22 protein-coding genes are annotated in these 22,707 nt (G+C 36.3%); 7 read left to right on the forward strand and 15 right to left on the reverse strand.

Features of this window, described 5'->3' with window-relative positions:
• Nucleotides 1-3 precede the first annotated feature (3 nt).
• The 8 genes from leuD to ilvD are packed head-to-tail and all read right to left on the reverse strand — an operon-like array spanning nucleotide 4 to nucleotide 9,555.
• Nucleotides 4-579 carry a 3-isopropylmalate dehydratase small subunit gene (leuD, locus tag CKV71_RS04730; RefSeq protein ID WP_095104359.1) on the reverse strand — a complete coding sequence of 192 codons (576 nt, stop codon included), beginning with the start codon at nucleotides 577-579 and terminating at the stop codon, nucleotides 4-6.
• Entirely contained in the window at nucleotides 572-1,954 is a 1,383-nt protein-coding gene (leuC, locus tag CKV71_RS04735; RefSeq protein ID WP_095104361.1) for a 3-isopropylmalate dehydratase large subunit, read from the reverse strand. Before leuC ends, leuD begins: the two co-directional genes overlap by 8 nt.
• A 14-nt stretch (nucleotides 1,955-1,968) precedes the next feature.
• Nucleotides 1,969-3,009, reverse strand: coding sequence for a 3-isopropylmalate dehydrogenase (gene leuB / locus CKV71_RS04740; RefSeq protein WP_095104363.1), 1,041 nt, complete (start codon nucleotides 3,007-3,009; stop codon nucleotides 1,969-1,971).
• Nucleotides 3,006-4,541 (reverse strand): 2-isopropylmalate synthase, encoded by a 1,536-nt coding sequence (locus tag CKV71_RS04745; RefSeq protein WP_095107240.1) that lies wholly within the window; start codon nucleotides 4,539-4,541, stop codon nucleotides 3,006-3,008. The genes leuB and CKV71_RS04745 overlap by 4 nt, the downstream gene beginning before the upstream one ends.
• A 22-nt stretch (nucleotides 4,542-4,563) precedes the next feature.
• Complete coding sequence (gene ilvC, locus CKV71_RS04750; protein WP_095104365.1) at nucleotides 4,564-5,568, reverse strand: ketol-acid reductoisomerase; 1,005 nt, start codon at nucleotides 5,566-5,568, stop codon at nucleotides 4,564-4,566.
• 55 nt (nucleotides 5,569-5,623) lie between these two features.
• On the reverse strand, nucleotides 5,624-6,097 hold the full coding sequence (gene ilvN, locus CKV71_RS04755; RefSeq protein ID WP_095104367.1) for an acetolactate synthase small subunit: 474 nt from the start codon (nucleotides 6,095-6,097) through the stop codon (nucleotides 5,624-5,626).
• Nucleotides 6,094-7,854, reverse strand: coding sequence for a biosynthetic-type acetolactate synthase large subunit (ilvB, locus tag CKV71_RS04760; protein ID WP_095104369.1), 1,761 nt, complete (start codon nucleotides 7,852-7,854; stop codon nucleotides 6,094-6,096). The genes ilvN and ilvB overlap by 4 nt, the downstream gene beginning before the upstream one ends.
• Nucleotides 7,855-7,860: 6 nt before the next feature.
• Nucleotides 7,861-9,555 carry a dihydroxy-acid dehydratase gene (gene ilvD / locus CKV71_RS04765; protein WP_095104371.1) on the reverse strand — a complete coding sequence of 565 codons (1,695 nt, stop codon included), beginning with the start codon at nucleotides 9,553-9,555 and terminating at the stop codon, nucleotides 7,861-7,863.
• A gap of 464 nt (nucleotides 9,556-10,019) precedes the next feature.
• Between ilvD and tsaE the strand changes: the two genes are divergently transcribed.
• From tsaE to tsaD, 4 genes are read left to right on the forward strand one after another with little or no spacing between them, the layout of a single operon-like run.
• Nucleotides 10,020-10,493 carry a tRNA (adenosine(37)-N6)-threonylcarbamoyltransferase complex ATPase subunit type 1 TsaE gene (gene tsaE / locus CKV71_RS04770; RefSeq protein WP_095104373.1) on the forward strand — a complete coding sequence of 158 codons (474 nt, stop codon included), beginning with the start codon at nucleotides 10,020-10,022 and terminating at the stop codon, nucleotides 10,491-10,493.
• A complete protein-coding gene (tsaB, locus tag CKV71_RS04775) occupies nucleotides 10,462-11,127 on the forward strand; it encodes a tRNA (adenosine(37)-N6)-threonylcarbamoyltransferase complex dimerization subunit type 1 TsaB (protein WP_095104375.1) in 666 nt (221 codons plus the stop codon). Before tsaE ends, tsaB begins: the two co-directional genes overlap by 32 nt.
• On the forward strand, nucleotides 11,103-11,570 hold the full coding sequence (gene rimI / locus CKV71_RS04780; RefSeq protein WP_167376364.1) for a ribosomal protein S18-alanine N-acetyltransferase: 468 nt from the start codon (nucleotides 11,103-11,105) through the stop codon (nucleotides 11,568-11,570). Before tsaB ends, rimI begins: the two co-directional genes overlap by 25 nt.
• Nucleotides 11,567-12,598, forward strand: coding sequence for a tRNA (adenosine(37)-N6)-threonylcarbamoyltransferase complex transferase subunit TsaD (gene tsaD, locus CKV71_RS04785; protein WP_095104377.1), 1,032 nt, complete (start codon nucleotides 11,567-11,569; stop codon nucleotides 12,596-12,598). Before rimI ends, tsaD begins: the two co-directional genes overlap by 4 nt.
• 372 nt (nucleotides 12,599-12,970) lie before the next feature.
• On the opposite strand, the gene CKV71_RS04790 is transcribed toward tsaD, so the two are convergent.
• Nucleotides 12,971-14,899 (reverse strand): ABC-F family ATP-binding cassette domain-containing protein, encoded by a 1,929-nt coding sequence (locus CKV71_RS04790; RefSeq protein ID WP_095104379.1) that lies wholly within the window; start codon nucleotides 14,897-14,899, stop codon nucleotides 12,971-12,973.
• Nucleotides 14,900-15,435: 536 nt separating this feature from the next.
• Between CKV71_RS04790 and CKV71_RS04795 the strand changes: the two genes are divergently transcribed.
• Nucleotides 15,436-16,080, forward strand: a complete 645-nt coding sequence (locus CKV71_RS04795; RefSeq protein WP_095104381.1) for a redox-sensing transcriptional repressor Rex — start codon at nucleotides 15,436-15,438, stop codon at nucleotides 16,078-16,080.
• A gap of 162 nt (nucleotides 16,081-16,242) precedes the next feature.
• Here the strand turns inward: CKV71_RS04795 and CKV71_RS04800 are convergent, their stop codons facing one another.
• Nucleotides 16,243-16,467 (reverse strand): sulfurtransferase TusA family protein, encoded by a 225-nt coding sequence (locus CKV71_RS04800; RefSeq protein ID WP_095104383.1) that lies wholly within the window; start codon nucleotides 16,465-16,467, stop codon nucleotides 16,243-16,245.
• A gap of 26 nt (nucleotides 16,468-16,493) precedes the next feature.
• Nucleotides 16,494-17,579 (reverse strand): YeeE/YedE family protein, encoded by a 1,086-nt coding sequence (locus CKV71_RS04805; protein ID WP_095104385.1) that lies wholly within the window; start codon nucleotides 17,577-17,579, stop codon nucleotides 16,494-16,496.
• 211 nt (nucleotides 17,580-17,790) lie between these two features.
• Here CKV71_RS04805 and CKV71_RS04810 point away from each other — a divergent pair, with 211 nt between their 5' ends.
• Nucleotides 17,791-19,254, forward strand: coding sequence for a GH32 C-terminal domain-containing protein (locus tag CKV71_RS04810; RefSeq protein ID WP_095104387.1), 1,464 nt, complete (start codon nucleotides 17,791-17,793; stop codon nucleotides 19,252-19,254).
• A 79-nt stretch (nucleotides 19,255-19,333) separates the two neighbouring features.
• On the opposite strand, the gene agrA is transcribed toward CKV71_RS04810, so the two are convergent.
• From agrA to CKV71_RS04830, 4 genes are read right to left on the reverse strand one after another with little or no spacing between them, the layout of a single operon-like run.
• The gene (agrA, locus tag CKV71_RS04815) at nucleotides 19,334-20,050 is read right to left on the reverse strand and encodes a quorum-sensing response regulator AgrA (protein WP_095104389.1); all 717 of its coding nucleotides are present in this window, start codon (nucleotides 20,048-20,050) and stop codon (nucleotides 19,334-19,336) included.
• A 4-nt stretch (nucleotides 20,051-20,054) separates the two neighbouring features.
• Nucleotides 20,055-21,350, reverse strand: coding sequence for a quorum-sensing sensor histidine kinase AgrC (gene agrC, locus CKV71_RS12780; RefSeq protein WP_095104391.1), 1,296 nt, complete (start codon nucleotides 21,348-21,350; stop codon nucleotides 20,055-20,057).
• Nucleotides 21,351-21,381: 31 nt separating this feature from the next.
• Entirely contained in the window at nucleotides 21,382-21,519 is a 138-nt protein-coding gene (gene agrD, locus CKV71_RS04825) for a cyclic lactone autoinducer peptide AgrD (protein WP_095104393.1), read from the reverse strand.
• A gap of 8 nt (nucleotides 21,520-21,527) precedes the next feature.
• Nucleotides 21,528-22,100 (reverse strand): accessory gene regulator AgrB, encoded by a 573-nt coding sequence (locus CKV71_RS04830; RefSeq protein ID WP_095104395.1) that lies wholly within the window; start codon nucleotides 22,098-22,100, stop codon nucleotides 21,528-21,530.
• Between the two features lie 504 nt (nucleotides 22,101-22,604).
• Here CKV71_RS04830 and CKV71_RS12785 point away from each other — a divergent pair.
• Entirely contained in the window at nucleotides 22,605-22,685 is an 81-nt protein-coding gene (locus tag CKV71_RS12785; RefSeq protein WP_047132799.1) for a delta-lysin family phenol-soluble modulin, read from the forward strand.
• Nucleotides 22,686-22,707: the final 22 nt, after the last annotated feature.

Consider the following 22,707-nt stretch of genomic DNA (forward strand, 5'->3'; position numbering starts at 1 on the left):
TAATTATTGATATGATTCTTCGTATTTTTTAATCTCATCATCATACTGCAATGTAACTGCAATATCATCTAAGCCTTGGACAAGTTTGTTTTTCCAAGTAGAATCAATATCAAAATGAATTTCTTTATCTGGTGTTATTACTTTTTGATTAGGTAAATCTATTTCTAGTTCTTTAAACTCAGAGAGATATTCTCTTTCGTTTCGATCTAAAGCAATAGGTAAAATTGCGTTTTTAGTACAATTCATATAGAAAATATCACTGAAGCTGCCAGCAATAATAATTTGGATACCATAGTCTTTTAGAGCCCAAGCAGCGTGTTCACGGCTCGAACCGCATCCAAAGTTATCACCGGTAATTAAAATTGATGAACCACGGTATTGAGGTCGGTTCAATTCAAAATCTGGATTCTCACTTCCATCTTCTAAATAACGCCATTCATCAAAGGCAAAGGGCCCTAAACCCGTTTTAGAAACGCCTTTTAAATGGACTTTAGGGATAATCTGGTCTGTATCAATATTGTCATTAAATAATACGCCGACTTTGCCTTTAAATTCTGTAATAGGTTCAATTTTAAGCATGTGCGACCGCCTCCCATTTTCTGACATCAACAAAGCGTCCTTCAATTGCAGCGGCTGCTGCCATAGCAGGAGACACTAAATGTGTTCTTGCACCTTTACCTTGACGCCCTTCAAAATTACGGTTGCTCGTTGAGGCACAATGTACTCCGGCTGGCACTTGGTCCGGATTCATTCCAAGACACATAGAACATCCAGGTTCGCGCCATTGGAAACCGGCCTCTTTAAAGATTTTATCAAGTCCTAGTGATTCAGCTTGATGTTTTACGCTTCTAGATCCTGGTACGACTATAGCAGTGATATTAGGATGTACATGGCGACCTTCAACAAACTTACTTGCTTCGACCAAATCTGACAAACGCGCATTCGTACATGAACCTAAGAAAACATATCCTAATTCGATATCTTCAGCTTTTTCGCCTGGCTTTAGTCCCATATATTGATAAGCACGCTCATCATTTATATTTTCAATTGTAGGGAAGGGAGTATTGAAACTTACGCCCATTTCTGGACTTGTTCCCCAAGTTACTTGCGGTTCAAGATTGGTAACATCTAATTTGATGACACGATCAAATTGCGCATCTTCATCGCTATACAGCGTTTTCCAATATTCCAATTTTTCTGGTGTCAGATCAGCATAAGGTCTATCTTTAACATATTCAAAAGTTGTTTCATCAGGTTGAACGAGACCATACTTAGCACCTGCTTCTATTGCCATATTGCAAATGGTCATTCTTGCGTCCATTGAAAGGTTGCGCATTGTAGAACCACCGAATTCCAGTGCATATCCAGCACCGAAATCAACGCCATATTGGTTAATCAGATATAAAATAATATCTTTAGCATAGACACCTTGAGGCAATTCTCCATTGATATCAATGAGTAAATTTTTAGGTTTAGTCTGCCATAACGATTGTGTAGCAAACACATGCTCTACTTCACTAGTACCAATACCGAAAGCAATCGCACCAAAGGCACCATGTGTAGCAGTATGAGAATCACCGCAAACAATTGTTTTTCCTGGCTGAGTTAAACCCATTTCTGGGCCTACCATATGTACGATTCCTTGTTGATCAGTCCCGTTATCAAAGAGCTTTACATCAAATTCAGCGCAATTATTTTGCAATGTTTTAATTTGAGTTGCAGCAATTTCATCTCTAATGTTGAAAATATCTTCAGTAGGTACATTATGATCGATTGTAGCAAAAGTTAAATCAGGACGGCGCAGTGGCCGCTTCTGAATTCTTAATCCTTCAAAGGCTTGTGGCGAAGTAACCTCATGAATAAGATGCAGATCGATATATAATAATTGTGGTTCACCTTCTTTGCCAGTGAGCACATGTCTATTCCAGATTTTATCAAATAGAGTTTCTCCCATCTTAATCACTTCCTTTAAAGTTGTTGTAATATTTGATTGAAAATTTCAGATGTATGCGCTGTTCCACCTAAATCAGGAGTGGTCACGCCATCTTTAATAAGTTGATATACAATGTTTTCTAATTCTTCAGCCGCTGCATTATTTTCAAATGTTTCTCGACAGCACATTGCTAATGACAAAATCATACCTGTCGGGTTTGCAATATCTTGATTTGCAATATCTGGAGCTGAACCATGAATGGGTTCATAAAGTTTAGTGCCTCTTTGTCCATAGCTGACAGAAGGTGAGAGGCCTAGAGATCCAGGAATTACTGAAGCTTCGTCACTGAGAATGTCTCCAAATAAATTTTCAGTCACAATGACATCAAATTGCGTAGGTCGTGTGATGAGATGCATGCTGCATGCATCCACTAGTAAATGTTCAACAGTTACGTTAGGATAATTTTCAGCAACTTCATTAATAGTTTGACGCCATAATTTACTAGAGGCTAAGACATTTTCCTTATCGACAGAAGTTAATTTATTATTTCTGCTTTCAGCTAATTGAAAGGCAGCATGAGCAATACGTTCAATTTCTGCTTTGGTATAAGTTAAGGAATCAATTGCTTGCTGTTCTTCTAATTGCTTAGGTTCTCCGAAGTAAAGACCGCCAGTTAATTCACGTACAATGACAAAATCTGTTCCAGCTACCCGTTCCTCTTTTAAAGGTGAAAAGCGAGTTGCACCTTCAACAACCTTAGTAGGACGTAAATTAGCAAAGAGTTCCAAATTTTTACGTAGTGCAAGTAAGCCAGATTCTGGACGTTTAGGATGTTGATCCCATTTCGGACCGCCAATCGCCCCTAACAGAATAGCATCAGATTTCTCACAGGCTTCTAAAGTAGTTTTTGGAAGAGGATCGCCATAGTTATCTATGGCGGCTCCTCCAAAATCATGTGTTTCTATTTGATAATCAATATTGTATTTATTACTGAGTTTTTCTAAAATTTTTAAAGTACCTGATAAAATTTCAGGACCAATACCATCGCCGGGCAAAGCTGTTACGCGATAACTCATGAAACAACGCCGTCCTCTCTCGCTGTCTCAGCTAGATGATTTGAATTAGCTTCTACATAGGCTTTACATGATGCTAACAAGACATCGTGATCGACACCGATACCATAATAAATACGGCCATCAATACGAATTTCAACGTTTACTTGTGCTTGAGCATCTGAACCTTCAGTTACTGAAGTGATTTGATAATTTAACAATTCAGATGGCGCTTTGAAAATTTGGTCAACAGCATTGTAAACTGCTACGATTGAACCTGTGCCGATAGCTGCCGAAGGGTATTCTTTACCTTCGTGATCTTTCAATACAACCACAGCACTTTGCACGCCCTCAGAAACAAATTGGAGTTGCAAAGTTTCTACTTGATAAGCAGCATTTGTTTCATGAGTGTGACCTTGAACAAGAGCATGTACATCGTGGTCTGAAACATTTTTCTTCTTATCAGCAATTGATTTGAACTGTTTAAATAATTCCACTTGTTTTTCAGGAGAAATATCATAACCTAATTGTTTCAATTTCTCTGCAAAGGCATGTTTACCTGACAATTTGCCTAGCGGTAATTCAGATGATTTAATACCTACAAGTTGAGGTGTCATGATTTCGTAAGTTTCAGGATGTTTTAAGAAACCATCTTGATGGATTCCAGATTCATGACTGAAAGCATTTTGACCGACAACTGCTTTATTACGAGGAACACGAATACCTGCAAAGCTTGCAACTAGATCAGACGTTGCTTTGGTTTCATCTAATTTCAAATTAGTTTCAATGCCATAATGATCTTTACGCACATACAAACCAAGAGCGACTTCCTCTAGGGCAGTATTACCAGCACGTTCGCCAATACCATTTATAGTACCTTCAATACGCATTGCTCCGTTTTCAATTGCAGCCATACTATTTGCTACAGCTAAACCTAAATCATCATGACAGTGAGCACTGTAAATAACTTCGTGTTCAGCTTTGATTTTTTCATTAAGTACTTTAAAAATATTTCCAAATTCAGAAGGATAACTGTACCCGACTGTATCAGGGATGTTGATTATTGATGCACCTGCATCTACAGCAGTTTGCACACATTTGACTAAGAAATCTAAATCAGTACGTGTGGCATCTTCAGGAGAGAATTGTACTACATCGAATAAAGATTTGCCGTAACTTACATTTTCTGTAATTGCTTCTAGCAACTCTTCTTGAGTCATTTTAAGTTTATGCTCTAAGTGGATAGGGCTAGATGCTATGAATACGTGTAATTGTGGGTACTTAGCATTTTTTGTTGCTTCGTATACTGCATCAATATCGCTTTTTTTACATCGAGCTAAGCCGACAACTGCTGTTTTAGTTAAGGTTTCAGATATAGCTTTGACCGAGTCGAAACTTCCTTGACTCGATGCAGGAAAGCCTGCTTCGATTACATCGACTCCCCATTTTTCTAATTGTTTAGCAATTGTTAATCTTTCATCGAACGAAAAGCTGACCCCTGGTGTTTGTTCTCCATCTCTTAGTGTTGTATCAAATACTTGAATATGACTCATAATAAACAACCTCCTGATTTTTTAATTATTCTTCAATAGTTTTGTTTTCAACAAAAGGCATCATTTCGCGAAGTTTTTTACCAACGCCTTGAATTTGGTGACCTTGAGCTGCTTTACGTAGTTTATAGAATTCTTTAAATCCATTTTCATTATCTTTGATAAAGTTATTAGCAAATGTACCATTTTGGATATCAGTCAATACTGCTTTCATATTTTCTTTTACATCTGGAGTGATAACACGTGGACCTGAAACATAGTCACCATATTCAGCTGTGTTTGAAATTGAATAACGCATTGTTTCCATACCGCCTTCATACATCAAGTCAGCAATTAATTTCATTTCATGTAATACTTCAAAATAAGCAAGTTCAGGTTGATAGCCTGCTTCAACAAGAGTTTCAAAACCATTTTGAATCAATTGAGTAACACCGCCGCAAAGAACAGCTTGTTCACCGAATAAATCAGTTTCTGTTTCTTCTTTGAATGTAGTTTCGATAACACCGGCTTTAGTTGCGCCAATTCCTTTAGCATAGCTTAAGGCTAAATTGAAAGCATTGCCAGTTGCATCTTGTCCGACACCAAATAGGGCAGGTACAGAGCTTCCTTCAACAAAAGTACGTCTTACTAAATGTCCTGGTCCTTTAGGAGCTACTAAGAATACATCTACATCTTTAGGTGGTTTGATTACATCGAAATGGATATTAAATCCATGGGCAAAGGCTAATGCGTTACCAGCTTCTAAGTTAGGAGCAATTTCCTCTTCATAAACTTTACCTTGAATTTCATCTGGTAATAAAACCATTACAACGTCTGCTTGTTTTACTGCTTCAGCAACAGGATAAACGTCAAAGCCGTCTTTTTTAGCACGATCGAAAGAGTGTCCTGGACGGATACCGATTACAACGTCATAACCATTGTCTTTTAAGTTCTGTGCATGGGCATGGCCTTGTGAACCATAACCAACTACTGCAATTTTTTTGCCTTTTAAAGCATCTTCTTTTACTGTTTCATCATAATAAACTTTTGTCATAATAAATTCCTCCAAATTTTGTTGTTTTTCAATTTGAATATTCTAAATATTCAAATTATAATAAAGCTGCTGTTCCTGTGCGAGAAACTTGTGCTATTTCTAATGATGATAGTTGTTCGAGCAATTGATTTAAAGAAGCTTCGTTGCCTGCCGCTTGCAAGTAGGTAAAACCATCTTCTTCTTTCAATACTGACACTAGCGCATCATTTTGTTGGATTAAATCATATAAAACTTCGTTATCAGAAGGTGTTGCTACTTTGACTAATAATAGTTCTACGCTGTAAGTGCTTGTATCTGTAACATCTTGTACAGTTAAAACATTCACTTGTTTCTCTAAATGACGGATTAGAGATTGAACATGATTGACTTCATCAAGTTCAGCTACAAAAGTTAAATCTGAAATACCAGGTTGTGTACTTGGTGTTACACTCAGCGTTACAATATTGAATTGTCTACGTAAAAACGTACTGGTTAAACGATTTAAAGTACCTGATTTATCTAATACTTGTGTTTTGAATGTGCGTCTCATAGTACACCCTCCATTTCGTGGTTAGCTTTTCCACTAGGAACCATAGGCAATACAGGTTCTTTTGGTGAAATTCTGACTTCAATTAGAGCGGGTCCTTTGTAGGAGAATGCCGCATCGAGTTCTGACTCTAATTGTGACGGATCATCAATTAAGAAACTTTTAACGCCATAGGCTTCAGATAATTTTTGGAAATCTGGCTGTCCGTTGAATACCGAATGTGAAAAGCGTTGATTAAAGAATTTATCTTGCCATTGTTTTACCATACCGAGCGTACCGTTGTTGATTAGTACAATCTTGATGTCTAAACCGTATTCATTAAGGATGGCCATTTCTTGATTAGTCATTTGGAAACCGCCGTCACCGACAAAGCAAACAACCGTTTTATCTGGTGATGCTAGTTTTGCACCGATTGCTGACGGAATACCGAATCCCATAGTACCTAATCCGCCGCTGGTTACAAATTGGTTATGATCTTTAAATGGATAGAACTGAGCTGCCCACATTTGATGTTGACCTACATCTGTTGTCACAATGGCTTCACCATTTGTGAGTTCGCCGATATATTCAATCGCCTTTTGAGGTTTATTGAAGACATCAGCTTCTTCATCTGTATAAGCGAAAGGATGATCTTTTTTATTTTTCAAGCAATAATCAACCCAAGCTTCGTGGTCTGTATAATGATTGCTGCCCTGTAAGAATGATTCAAGAACAAGTTTGCAATCAGCTACAATACCTAAGTCTGTTTTGATGATTTTATCAATTTCAGAAGAATCGATATCTACATGTACAATAGTTGCATGTTTCGCGAATTCGTTTGGGTTACTTGCTAGTCTGTCATCGAAACGGCTGCCCAAGTTAATCAATAAATCGCAATCTGACAATGCCATGTTGGCTGCATAAGATCCATGCATACCACCCATTCCCAAGAATAGGGGATTTTCAAAAGGAATTGTACCTAAACCATGTAAAGTTGTTACTACAGGGATTTGATGCCTTTCAGCAAATTCAGTAAGTTGCGGCCCTGATTGAGAATGTCTGACACCAGCGCCGACTAATAGTACTGGTTTCTTAGCATCTTTTAATTTTGCTAATACATAATCGATATCTGAAGGTTCAGGTGTATCTGCTAAATGATAGCCTGGTAAATCAAGTTCATCAGTGACCTCAGCTTCTGATTTCAAAATGCCTACATCTTTAGGGAAATCAATTACTACAGGGCCTTTACGACCTGTGTTCGCAATATGAAATGCTTGATGGACTACACTTGGAATTTCATCAGGATGTTTCACTTGGAAATTGTGTTTGGTAATCGGTGTAGTCATGGAAAGTAAATCCGCTTCTTGGAACGCATCTTTACCGATACCTGGTGTAGCAACTTGACCGGTAAAGACTACGAGTGGTAATGAATCGCTGTACGCATCCGCAATTCCAGTGATAACGTTGGTAGAACCAGGACCGCTGGTTACTACCACAACACCAGGTTTGCCAGAAACACGTGCATAACCTTCAGCAGCGTGAACTGCGCCTTGCTCATGTCTTGTTAAGATATGTCTGATTTTGCCGTCGTAAAATGTATCGTATAAAGGAAGTACAGCACCACCTGGATAACCGAAGATTTGTTCAGTTCCTTCCTTCAATAATGCTTCGACTAACAACTCTGAACCGCTTCTTTTAGTAGGTGCGGTTTCAGCGTTCAGTCGTTCTGCTTGAGTGCTTTGTGCAACATTTGTATGTTCTGTCATTTGTGGGTTAGACATAAAGCATCACTCCTCGATTAAATAATCTGGTACTTTCATAACGCCTCCTGTATTGGCGCTGGTTACAAGTGCTGTGTAACGTGCAAGATAACCTGTTTTAACTTTCGCTTTAAATGGTTTTCTTTCTGCTTTGCGTTGTTCTAATACTTCATCTGAAACTTCAACATCTAATGTTCTATTTGTTAAGTCGATAGTAATATCATCACCATCATGAATTAATCCGATTGGACCTCCTGAAGCAGCTTCAGGTGAAACATGTCCTACAGCGATACCGCGAGTAGCACCTGAGAAGCGGCCGTCTGTAATTAAAGCAACATCTTTGCCTAGACCGCGTCCTACAATAGATGAAGTAGGTGCGAGCATCTCCGGCATTCCTGGTCCGCCTTTAGGACCTTCGTAACGGATAACTACGACATGTCCTTCTCTTACAGTGTGATTATCGATAGCTTCAACTGCTTCATCATGTGAATCGAAACATATTGCTTTGCCTCTGAAGACTTTGATTTCAGGGTCAACGCCGCCGACTTTAATGACTGCGCCTTTAGGTGCTAAGTTACCGTATAAGATTGATAGTCCGCCTTCTTTGTCATAAGGATTATCTAATGGATGGATAACGTCCTCATTTTTAATTTCTTTACCTTCATTGTTCTCTCGTAAAGTTTTTCCTGTAGCTGTGATTCTATCTGGATGTAATGTGCCTTCTTTTTTCATTAATTCATTAATGATAGCAGGTACACCGCCAGCTTCATGCACATCATGCATCGAATAAGATGAGCTTGGGGCTATTTTAGAAAGATAAGGTGTACGTTTTGCGATTTCATTAATACGTTGCAAATCATAATCGACACCCGCTTCATTTGCGATGGCTAAAGTATGCAATACTGTATTCGTTGAACCACCCATCGCCATATCTAAAGCAAAGGCGTCATCTAATGCTTCTCTAGTGACGATATCTCTTGGTTTCAAGTCATTCTTGATATTGTCTACTAATTGGAAAGCAGCTTGTCGAATCATTTCACGTCTTTGGTCTGAAACTGCTAATGCTGTACCGTTATATGGTAAGGCTAGTCCAAGCACTTCCATTAAACAGTTCATTGAATTAGCGGTAAACATTCCGGCACATGACCCGCAAGTCGGACAGGCATTTTGTTCCATATCCAAGAACTCTTCCTGTGTCATAGAACCGCCTTTAAATGCGCCGACTGCTTCAAACATGGATGAAAGTGTGAGTGCTTTACCTTGTGTAGATAAACCTGCTTTCATGGGTCCGCCTGAGCAGAAGATAGCAGGGACGTTTGTTCTGACTGCTGCCATTAACATGCCCGGTGTGATTTTGTCGCAGTTCGGAATGTAAAAGACACCGTCGAACCAGTGTGCATTGATGACAGTTTCAGCTGCATCTGCAATGATTTCTCTGGATGGTAATGAATAACGCATTCCGATGTGTCCCATAGCGATACCGTCATCTACGCCGATTGTATTGAATTCAAAGGGGATAGCACCCGCTTCTCTAATGGCTTCCTTAGCGATATCCGCTAATTCTCTGAGATGAACATGTCCTGGAACGATATCGATATAAGAGTTGCAAATTGCAACGAATGGTTTATTCATATCTGTTGGTTCTTTAATTTGTCCTGTAGCATGAAGTAAACTTCTTGCTGGAGCTTGTTGATCTCCTTTTTTGATTTGGTCGCTTCTCACAAAGATTCCCCCCGTAGATTCAAATAAAAAAACGTCCCAACAATAATTGGGACGTTCATAAGTCCCATTCAATCGGAAATAGGACTTAAACATTTAGTAGTTACAATTACTAAAGTTCGAGTCCTAGCAAATAATTAAAATGACTAAAATATTTGTTGTTGTTGGTCGCGTATTTACTGATGTGGTATTAGTCATTTTAATTTGCTCCTTTCGAATGGTTTATATCATTAATTTGAATTGTCTAAAAATTTGATAAATTTAATTTACTACATGTGAGATATGATGTCAATACTTTTGTGAGAATTTTTTCAAAATTAGGTTAACTTTCAAATTCAATCCATCTCTTCAAAAGGTTTCTTTTACGAAGTGAAAATGGTTTAAATTATTCAGTGGGTGTTGCCTGACGTGTTACAATATAGGGGATAAAAATTTTCTGTATCATACAGATTTATAGGAGATTTAAGATGATTAAAATCAACACTATTGATCAAATGAATCGTTTTGCTGAAATCTTGGTGTCGTTTGTTGAACCAGGGGATTTAATTTTATTAGAAGGCAACCTAGGTGCGGGTAAGACGACTTTAAGTCAATTTATCGGTAAGCATTTGGGTGTGAAACGTACTATCAATTCTCCGACCTTCAATATTATAAAATCTTATAAAGGCACGAATATGAAATTTCATCATATGGATTGTTATCGTTTGGAAGATGCTGAAGAGGATCTTGGATTTGATGAATACTTCAATGATCATGCTTTGACGGTTGTTGAGTGGAGTGAATTTATTGCTGACTTTCTGCCTGAAGATTTCTTATGCATAAATATTGAAACGCTGGATGAAACGGCACGTGTAATTTCAATTGAGGCGAGTGGTAAACGATATGACAAGATGAAGGAGGAAGTGGAACGTGAATTATTTGCTGCTGGATACATCGAATAAACCGATGTCGCTTGCTGTGATGCAAGATGATAATGTTCTGGTTGAACATACAACGAATTTAAAGCGCAATCATTCTATTCAGTTGATGCCCGCTATACAAAGTATTTTGCAGGAGGCAGGAATCGACAAACGAGCACTAGATGCTATTGTCGCAGCTAAAGGACCGGGTTCTTACACGGGTTTGCGCATTGGAGTAACCACGGCTAAGACATTGGCTTATGCATTGCAAACGAAGTTATACGGCGTTTCTTCATTGGAAGCGCTGGCTGCCACGTTGCCGGATCTGCAACCAGGATTGTTGATTGTACCAGTAATGGATGCGAGACGTGAAGCGGTCTATACTGGTGTGTATTGCTATCGAAACGGGCAATTGGAAACTGTACTGGAAGATCAATATATGACTATTGAAGATTTAAATACTTACTTGATTGAAAGTCAGAAAGACTTTATTTTTACAGGAAATGATTTGGAAAAAATAAAACCATTGCTTGATGGCAAACTGGTTGAAACACTTCCCCAAGCTTCTAAGATGATAGATTTGATTCATGAGCCTGAAAATATTCACACATTCCATCCGGATTATTTAAAACTATCAGAGGCAGAGCGCAATTGGCTGAACAATCAGAAGTCTTAGACCATTTAAATATTCGTTTGATGTCTTTGGAAGATGTGCCGCAAGTTTATGATTTAGAACGTATGTGTTTTGATGATAGTTCGTGGACGATTGATGCTTTCTATCATGAAGTGGAACGTAATAAATTTGCGCGTTATTTTGTGATGGAATTTGACCATAAAATCATCGGTTATATAGGAATGTGGACGGTGGTAGACCAAGCACAAATTACGACAGTAGCGATTGCAGAAGGCATGAGAGGATACGGTTTAGGTCAATTAATTGTCAAGTATGCGATGAGCTATGCACGACAAACTTGCAACGTAATGAGTTTAGAAGTGAGAGTTGAAAATGGTACGGCACGGCATGTATATGAAAATTTAGGATTTAATTATGGCGGCAAGCGTAAGAATTATTATGGAGAAGGTGAGGACGCACTCGTGATGTGGGTGGATTTAAAATGAATAAAGAAACATTAATATTAGCGATTGAATCTAGTTGTGACGAAACAAGTGCCAGTGTTATAAAGAATGGTAAAGAAATTTTAAGCAACACAGTTTTAAGTCAAATTGAAAGTCATAAACGTTTTGGCGGTGTGGTACCAGAAGTGGCAAGTCGTCACCATGTGGAAGGCATAACCGCTACGATTGAAGATGCGTTGCAAACAGCAGAGGTAACTATGGAGGAAATTGATGCGGTAGCAGTGACAGAAGGTCCTGGATTAATCGGTGCTTTATTAATTGGAATCAATGCAGCTAAAGCACTCGCTTTTGCATATGACAAACCTCTAGTTCCTGTGCACCATATTGCTGGCCATATCTATGCCAATAATTTAGAGGAACCCTTTGAATTTCCTTTAATGGCTTTAATTGTATCAGGCGGGCACACTGAGTTGGTTTATATGAAAGATCATTTGAGCTTCGAAGTCATTGGAGAAACACGAGATGACGCAGTAGGTGAAGCCTATGACAAAGTAGCACGTACAATTGGATTGTCTTATCCTGGCGGCCCACAAGTAGACAAATTGGCTGCTGAGGGCGAAGATACTTATGATTTCCCTCGTGTATGGTTGGAACCTGAGAGCTTTGATTTCAGTTTCAGCGGTTTGAAAAGTGCAGTGATTAATAAATTGCATAATTTAAGACAGAAAAACGAAGATATTATTCCTGAAAACGTAGCGGCAAGTTTCCAAAACAGTGTCGTAGAAGTTTTAGTTGGAAAGGCTATAAAAGCTTGTGAAACCTATCATGTTAAGCAATTGATTGTAGCAGGCGGAGTAGCAAGTAATAAAGGGTTGCGCACTGAATTGAAAAAAGCATGTGCTGACCATGGAATCAAATTATCGATACCGAACCCTAAGTTATGTACAGATAATGCAGCAATGATAGGTGCAGCAGGTCATTATCTATATAAAGCTGGCATGAGAAGCGATATGCAATTGAACGGACATAGCAGTCTGGATATTGAAGATTTTTCATTTAACCAGTCATAAAGACTAGTATAAAAAATAATGATTATTGATAAAGCGGGAGTTGGGCCATTAATTGGTTCAAGCTTCCGCTTTTTTAAGTATTTACAGTTTTAACTAATTTAATAAAGCTTTTACAATTGTCAATAGCGAACATGCGTACTTATCAACAAACAGTGCATAAAGTGTGGATAAGTATGGTAATGAGTGTGTATAAGCGTAACAAGCAGTGTGAATAGATGAGGAATAAGTAACTTATTACTTGTGGATAACTAGGATAACTCTGTGGATAGTTGATGTTAAGGGATTTTTAATGTTGATAATTTTGTTAAGGAATTGTAATAAAAAAGGACTAAAATGAAGTAATCATTTTTAGTCCTTGGTAACCTTTATAGATTAAATTATTTTTTCTTGTAATTCTTCCCATCGCTTCATAATTTGTTCGAGCTGTTGTTCGGTATGGTTTTTCTCTTCAGCCATTTGTCCAGCTTTTTCAGGATTGCTGAAGATTTCGGGCTGGGTCAATTGCTCATCAATTTCTGCGATTTTTTGTTCGCAGGCTTCAATTTCTGCTTCACAATTTTCGATTTGACGTTCAATTTGACGCTGCTCTCGTTTTTGGGCTTTCTGTTCTGAATAAGAGTTGGTAGTATTATTAGATGTTTTCTCTTCAGCTTGTTCAGCTGCAGCCTTTGCTTGTAAAGCAGCTTTCTCTTCAGTTTTATCTAAGTAATATTGATAATCTCCCGCATACATTGTGCCACCAGTTTCATCCATATCGAAAATTTTATTTGCAAGTTGATTAATAAAGTATCTATCATGCGAAACGAAAATCAGTGTCCCTTCAAAATCTTGCAGTGCCTGTTCTAGCATTTCTTTAGAATCTATATCTAAATGGTTTGTAGGCTCATCCAAGATAAGTACATTATTTCTTTCTAACATAAGTAGGGCAAGTTGAAGACGTGCTTTCTCGCCACCTGATAAATCATTAATCACTTTTTTTACATCATCTTGCACAAATAAGAAACGACCGAGTACTGCTCGTACATCTTTTTCTGGCATAGTAGGGTATTGATCCCATACATAATCCAGAATGGTTTTGTTTGATTTGAATTCAGCTTGTTTTTGATCATAATAACCGACTCGTAAATTGGCACCATGACTGATTTCGCCACTGATTTTAGGAAGACGCTCAGCAATTGTTTTGATAAAAGTAGACTTACCTATACCATTGGGTCCGATGACTGCAATATGGTCGCCTTTTGTGACTTCAAGTGTTATAGGGGAAGTCACAGGATGATGGTCATAACCGATTTCTAAGTTGCGAATATGATAGACATCGTTGCCGGTATTGCGATCGAAAGCAAATTGAATATTAGCGCTTCGTGCATCTAACATGGGTTTGTCTATACGTTCGATTTTTTCTAATACTTTACGTCGGCTTTTTGCCATTCCGCTAGTCGAAGCACGTGTAATATTCTTTTCCACGAACGTTTCAAGACGTTTGATTTCAGCTTGTTGCCGCTCATATTCTTGCATGCGTTTTTCATAATATTGGTCACGTTGTGTAATGAATTTACTGTAGTTACCAACATAATGTTGGACGGCTCCTAAAGCTACGTCATAGATTTGGTTGACTGTTTTATCGAGGAAGAAGCGATCGTGACTGATAATCACGATAGCGCCTTTAAAGTAATTTAAGTAATCTTCTAACCATTGTGTCGTTTCCATATCTAAATGGTTAGTTGGTTCATCTAGTAATAATAAATCAGGTTCACTTAATAACATTTGAGCTAAAGATAAACGTGTTTTTTGCCCACCGCTGAAGTCATTGACTGGTCGATGGAAGTCCTCTTCTGTAAAATCTAAACCGTGTAACACAGTTTTGATCTTGCTTTCATATTGATAACCCTCTAGGCGTTCGAATTGGTTAGAGAGGGATTCATATTTAGCCATATGTTCTTTAAATGTCTCAGTTTCATAGGCATCCGCATGTTCAGCTAACCAATTTGTTTCTGCTTGCATATCTGATTCCATTTGCTTAAGTTTCGCAAATGGTTTAGACATTTCTTCCCAAACAGTATGATTTGTATCTAAAGTCATTTGTTGTGTTAAATAACCTACTTTTAAATTTTTGATTTTTGAAATATGACCTTCATCATAATTATCCACACCAGCAATGATTTTCATTAAGGTAGATTTGCCGGCACCATTGCGACCGACAATACCGATTTTCTCATGACTCTTCACTTCGAAATGGACATCACTAAAGATTTCTTCTCCATCAAAAGATTTAGAGACATCATTTAACTGTAGTAATATCATGCCGTATTATTTACGAGATAAAGTATATGTAGAATATCTCGTAGTCCTCCTTTCTTGGCTCTTTTAATCACTTACTCTCCATTATAAGTGCTAAACTTGAATATGCCTATCAAATCTTCTTGATTTTCTGGATAGGAAAATAATACGTATTTGCATTGAAATCGAAAGTGAATATTCAATTGTATTAAATTTCTTAGGATATCATGTGTTCAAATTATATATTTAATCGTATAATGATAACTACATTGCTGAAAAATAAGTGACAAATTTAACTGTAATTTATATGGTTATTGATTAAATTGTTCATAGAAAGTTACTTTTACAGTCATTTATTTTAGGAGGTATATAAGGTATACTTAGTTAATAAAAATGCTTTATTCCTTCTTGTTTAGGAAGATTAATGTAATAACAATATAAAACAAAAACTATTTGCATATATCAATTTGTCCGTTGAGAACGTATTAAAGAACAGCTATTTCTGGGCAGTATCCTCGGAAAATTGAGAAATAGTTCAAAAGATGTGGGGGTAAACATAGATGAGTAATCAAAAAAATAATATTCCTCGTGCGACTTTAAAACGTTTGCCGCTTTATTACAGACTTGTCAATCAACTTCATGAAAAAGGCATTGACCGTGTTAATTCTAAGACAATCAGCGAGGCCTTAGATATCGATTCTGCTTCGATCAGAAGAGACTTTTCTTACTTTGGAGAACTAGGTAAGAAAGGTTACGGTTATAATGTTGAAAGTTTGTTAGAATTTTTCAAGAGTAAAATTAGTGAGCGAGACACCATTAAAATTGGTTTGGTGGGAGTAGGGAACTTAGGTAAGGCCTTGCTCTCATATAATTTCTCTATTCATGATGAAATGCTAATTACTGAGGCATTTGATGTTCGTGATGAGGTGATAGGCCAACAAATCGGCAATGTTATTGTGAATGATATGCAAGATCTTCAAAAAGTCTTGAAAAAGGCTGATTTGGATGTCGTCATACTTACAACACCAGGGCCCGCAGCACAAGAGGCTGCTGACCAACTCGTGCAGAGTGATGTCAAAGGAATCATGAATTTCACACCCGTACGTATTGATGTCCCAGATGATGTATCAGTTCATCAAATAGATTTAGGGATTGAATTACAATCCTTGTTGTTCTTTATGAATAATTTACGAAATAATAGCTAAAAAAGAGGAGTATCGAGACGGAAATAATGTTAACAAAAATTATTCGGTCAATTCTCCTCGGCAAAGCTATTGTTATTAAAAATAGAGCTGGGACCTCATACGAAGTCCCAGCTCATTTTATTTGAGTGTGGAATGATATCCATTCTCTATTTTAATAAATTTTTAAGCTTTTTGAACTGTAATTGTCCAAGAAGCATCTCCAAGTTGTTCATAATTGGTTACTGGATAATTCTTTTCAGCTGCCCAATTCGGAATCGCTTCTGTTGCTTGTGTGCAGTCGAAGTCAATTTTCAACTCATCACCGATTTGCAACTCTTCCATTTTCTTTTGTGCTTCAATTAGCGGGAAAGGACAAACCATTCCTACTGTACCGAGTTCGTATAACATGTAAACACTCCTTAATAAGTTTCAAATTATGATTGTGCTGCAGGACGTGCTGCATTTTGATGAGAAGACTTTTGTGCGGCCTTCATAGGTTTGACGAATAAGAAGTAACTCATAAACCATGTACCCAAAATCATAGCAGCTAAAGCAATCCAGCCTTGCCATGATAGAGCTGCTGTAGCTACTAAACCATTTCCGATTGAGCATCCGCCAGCTACAGAAGCGCCGAATCCCATAAAGGCACCGCCGATAACGCTGTTACGCAATGTTTTCTTATCTGGAAGTCTCCAAGCGAATTCTCTGGATCCTTTGGCTGCGATATATGAGCCGATGAAAATACCAAGTACTAAGAACACTCCCCAGTCTAAGAAAGAAGTTTTACCTGACAAAATAAATTGTACAAGGTTAGAAGAAGGTGTTGTAATACCTAATCCGCCTTCACGTCCAGTTGAGTAACTCATCGGCCATGCAAGTAAAGCTATTAATCCGACTGCAATGGCAGCAATGAAAGGATGGAATTTCTTCTCAAAGAAGAAGTGACGCCCGCCTGTATAGCGTTGTTTTAATTTTGGAACTGCAATTTTAGGTTTAGGCTTACGTAAAGTTCTGACTACCAGGTAACCAGTTATAGCGACGATTGCAATTACCCAAATCCAAGCAGGAATACCAGTGCTTGTAGACATATCTGCATTCACGTTCGTTTTAGAATTTAATTTTTCCATGACTGGTTTTAGCACACCAGCTTTAGTAATTGCTGAAAAGACAGCATATGAAAATAATGCCAGCCAGCTGCCGATTAATCCTTCGCCAGCTCTATAATAAGTTCCAGTAGCGCAACCGCCAGCAAGTACAATCCCTACACCGAAGATAAATGAACCGACGATTGTCCCTGCGATAGGAAAGGTACCGTTATCTAAAGGTTTGCCGATAATAGCTGTAAAGACAAGTAAACCGATTGCTTGAACTGATATCGCTATCAATAAAGCATAAAACATTTTATTATTTTTTTGAACGTACATATCACGGAAGCCTCCAGCTAAGCAGAAACGTGTACGCTGCATAACAAATCCGAGTAAACTTCCGACCAGAAGTCCACTAATAATCATCCATAGCATTAAATCCCCTCATTTCCGATAATGTTAATAAGCTTTATAATAATAAAGAATGTTATCATTTGCAAGGGGAGTTTTTTCTATTTGCATATTTAAATTTATTAAGAGCATATAGTTTTAATATTTAAGGTTAAAAATGACATATAAGCTAACAGTGAAATATGCTAAAATATGGATAATAACTAATATCGTACGAAACAGGAGGATTACCTTCATGCAACCATGGACAAATGAAACATCATTACAACGTATAGAACAAACCTCTACGGAAGCACTGACAGAAATGAAGCAGCAAGTCAGTCAATCTTCCTATACACAAACATTTCATCTGCAACCTCCATTCGGAGCAGCAGGTAAACCTAATGGAATGCTATATCACAATGGTAAATATTATATTTCTCATGAGTGGTATCCATTTTATTCTCAAGAAGGCTTAAGTTATGGATTTCAATATGAATCAACTGATTTAGTGCATTTTGAAGCGGATGGCAGTGTATTACAACCAGATAATCGTTTTGATGAATATGGAATTAAAGGAGGCAGTATTTTTGTATATCAAGATAACTTGCACTACCTTTATACGGGTGAAGGTACTAGTGGGGATAAAGCGATTGTTCCATATCAATTATTAGCATTTATTAATAACCATCACCAAGCTAATAAATTTCCAAAACCAGTTATTGAAAATCCACCTGAAAGATTCTTGCCTACCTTGCAAGATCCGAAAGTTTTTTCAAAAGATAACCAATTTTATGCGTTATTTGGTGCACAAACTGAAGAAAAGCAAGGGAGAATATTAGTTTACAACGCTGAAAATCCTTTGAGTTGGAAATATGTAAAGCCTATTAAAACAAAACTAGCAGATTTTGGACAAGCTTGGACTTCACCAGACTATTTTACACTAAGCGGCTATGATATATTGATGTTTACTGTGCATCATGAAGATAAGCAAATCCATTCAGGTTTCTTATTAGGACATTTGGATTTTGAAAGATTAACCATGAATCATGGTGACTATAAATTATTGGATGATGGATTTGGTTTCACTGCTCCTCAAACTTTTGAAGATGAAGCGGGTAACAGAGTCTTGATCGGCTTACTCAAAGCACATGGTGAAATCGAAGAACTGAACCAAGCTAATACAGCACCTTGTTTATCCATACCGAGAACGCTCTCCATCGAACAAGGCAAATTATATCAATGTCCACATCCAGCCTATACAGCACTCAGATATAATGAAGAAACTGCTTTAGGTTATGCGAATAAATTCACGAAACAATTGCATCCATATGAGGGCGAGCAGTTCGAAATGTTGATTGATATATTGGAAAATGAAGCGACAGAAATATATTTTGAACTTAGAACTTCTAAAAAAAATTCTACGCTCATTACTTATAATACACATTCTAGATTAGTCACTTTAGACTGCAGTGAGAGTGGGGCGTTACCGAATGAAGCTTATGGAACAAAGTGTTCAGCTCAGCTTGCAAAGCCGCTTGAACAGTTGAGAATATTCGTGGATTCTTCTAGTATCGAAATCTTTTGCAACAACGGAGAAAGAGTAATGTCTTCCCGTATATTCCCTGATAAAAATAGTACTGGCATTAAAGCGGGAACTGAATCTGGCCAAGTGTATTTGAAGTTTACAAAATATAACTTAAAATCGATTTTTGGATAAAAAAATATGGTTTGAACCTTACTGCACAAACATAAAGCCGGCTGAGACATTTATTTTAGGACTCAACCGGCTTTTAAATTTATATTTTTTTAAGGTTACGTACTGATACATAACAATGCTCACCATTTTTGAAGTGGATTTCGCGTTCTTTAGAAATCACTTCTTCAATATTGTTGCGGTTAATCACGAAGCTGTTATGGCAACGGAAGAAGCGGTCATCTATGTTGCTCAGTTCCTTTAAACTGCCATAGAATTCAATTTGCCGATTATCCAAATGTGCAATTAACCGGTGCGATTTAGAAGAAGATTCAAAGAACATGACATCATCATAATTCACATATACTGAATTGCTGCCTCTCTTTAATTCAATAGTCTCTACGTTGTTTTCTTTGGAGAGAAGTTGCAAACGTGTCAAAGAAGTCTCAAGACAATCGATAATACGTGATTTCATTTCACTTGGATCATCTTTGAAAATAAAGTCCATGGCAGCCACTTTATAAACAAAAGTAAGATAAGTGAGTTCGCTGTGACTTGTAATAAATATGATGCTGCCCATCGTATCATATTGTCTCAACTCACTACCGAGTTTAATACCATTAATATCTGCATCTAATTGGATATCCAAGAAATAACAACAAATTTCGTTTGTTTCTTTTGCATATTCCAGCACTTCATAAGGATCTGCAGTTGATAGAACAATTTCTAATGGTTTTTCTTCAATCATAATATAATTATTGATAATCTCTTCGATATGAGAACGTTGTTGCAGATCGTCTTCACAGATAATAATTTTCATTCTCTCACTCCTTACGTTTCGTATTGATAATCTCTAGTTTTTGAACAAAGTAATCGTTTTCAATGATTGTGTCCAATAAGACATTTTCCTTACTTTCGGATATTTCTTTTAATGTAGATAATCCTAATCCTCTATTATTTCCTTTAGTTGAAAAACCTTCTTGAAAAAGTTCATGCACTTTAGGAATATCTTTCGCACATTTGTTCATAATAATAATAATTACTGAGTTTTCTTCTTTCATAAAACCAATTTGAATTAAAGGATTATCAATTTCTAAAGAAGCTTCAATAGCATTATCTAATATAATTCCAACCAATCTTGATAAATCAATCATATTTAATGAAATCTCATTAATTTCGTCTGGTACTTCTACGCTTACTTGAATATTATTTTCTTGAGCTTGAATAATCTTGCTGGTTAGTAAGCCTTTAAGTTCACGTATTTGTAAATGTTCAATACCATTTATCTTAAATGATTTAGTTTGAATATTATCTTTCAAAGGCGTGATATTATTATCAAAATAAGTTTTCAAACCTTCCATATCATCATCTCGGATAAATTCGGACATAGATAATAGAATATTGACATAGTCGTGTCTGAATTTACGCATATCATTATTAATTTTTTCAATGCGTACTGTATATTTGTAATAATTATCAATTTCTTGCATTTGACGTTTGTAACGCATTTCACGGAGTAATGAGATAGATATGACAATAACCAGTATAACTATTGCTAAAATAAATGCCACATATACTATAATTACAAGTTTAAATGTACTTGATTTATCAATACTTGATGGCATAAAAGTAAAAAGCATCACAAATGTAAAGAATAGAAATAATGCTACAAGTGTTATGTAGATTTTATTGGTCGATAAATAAGATTGTCTCAAAATTTTAATAAGATATCTCAGTGAAAAAGAACAAACTATTGATACAGATACAAAAATTAATATATAGATTAAATTAACTATAATTATATTTAAACTACGTATATCAAATAATAAAAATATCAATAGAGTAGACATACTACTGAGATATAAAATTAATATACTTCCAATTATAGTAAGAAAAGAGTATAGTTTTACTTTTTTATAAAAATACAAAATAGCAGCTATGATTACTATAAATAAAGCAAATCGATTAAAAAAGTAGTAACAAAAACTACCAATTAAAATGATAAGCAAGATATATAATATATCCTTAGCTGCATATTTCATGTTTAAAATTATTTTGGCAATTATGAAAAGCATAACTTCTTGAAAAACCGCTATAAATAAGCCGTTTAAAAGCTCCATGTTTTTTCACACTTTCTAAATAAGAAAAAACTTATTTTTGTTCATCTAATAATTCGCTAGGTACTTCTGGTTCATCAAAAAATCCAACACAAGGATTATATTTAGCAATGTTGCCAATTTGTTCAAAGATAAAAGCGAAAAGTTTAAAAATACCATTTAAAATATCCATAATAAAATTCATCCTTTCGATTGTTTTGGAAAAAAGATAGGCAATTGTGCAGCACCAATTAAAACGATACCTAACTGTACAAGCTCATTAAAAGGTTGTGGGATAAAGAACGAACCAATGAGCAAAATAACAGTTATACTAATAGCCATAATTTTTTTCTTTTTCTTCATGTGATCTGGAATAGGCTGTTTAAGCGTCGCAGATGGAGCATAGATACATATCAATATAAATGCAACCGCTGCCATTACTGTCATAAAAATTGGTGGTATATCGATAGAAATCAATATCCACGGAAAAATTACAAATAAGATAATACTTTCTATATAACATGCAAGTTTTGATTTCGCATGCGCGCCATGTGCATAGTGCCTAATAATGAAATAGCTTAAATGAACAGTTAAAGTGTATAAGAAAACATGGAATAGAAGAGCAAGTCCATAAACAACTATCGTTTTAAAAAGATTATTAAAGAAAACTTCAAGACCTAATTTGATTTTTAAGTAAGCAATTCGATCTAAATTATTTCTTTTTTGCAAGGCTTGCGCCCAAGCATCTATACGTCTTTCTAAAGCCTTTTGCATAGCCTCACTCTCCTCGCTTACATTATACAATTTTAACGTATATAATTTTCATTTATTGCCTAACTGTTCATTTATAATTCCTAACTGTATTATTATTGCTAATATCGATATTTTAACATAATTTTCCATACAGTTTTGTAGGAAAAACAGTTATTTAGGGAATTTTTAACAAAAAATATAAACAAGATGTTTTAATAAAGATGTATCACAGAGATGTGATAAGAAGTGAAGGAAGAATTTACTTAAAGACATATCTCGTATATGTCTTAACCTCAAATTTGAGAGGAGGCGTCGAGATGACAGGCAACATTGTAGACACAGTTAAAAGCTTTGTTAACTTGATTCTAGACACTGTAAAAAAATACGCTAAGTAATGCGTTATCTCAAGATTGATTGTATGTAAAGTAACATAGTTTCAGCATTCTCGTTTGATATTCTTCGCAAAGAAAAAACGGGATGCCCAACTGACTGACCATTAAAAAATATTTAAAGGAGGTATGTCACATGGCAGGCGATATCGTAGGTACAATCGGTGATTTCGTAAAATTAATTATCGAAACAGTAAACAAATTCACTAAAAAATAATCCCTTTTATTTATTGTCCTTT

The organism is Staphylococcus piscifermentans, assembly GCF_900186985.1.
Taxonomy (GTDB): domain Bacteria; phylum Bacillota; class Bacilli; order Staphylococcales; family Staphylococcaceae; genus Staphylococcus; species Staphylococcus piscifermentans.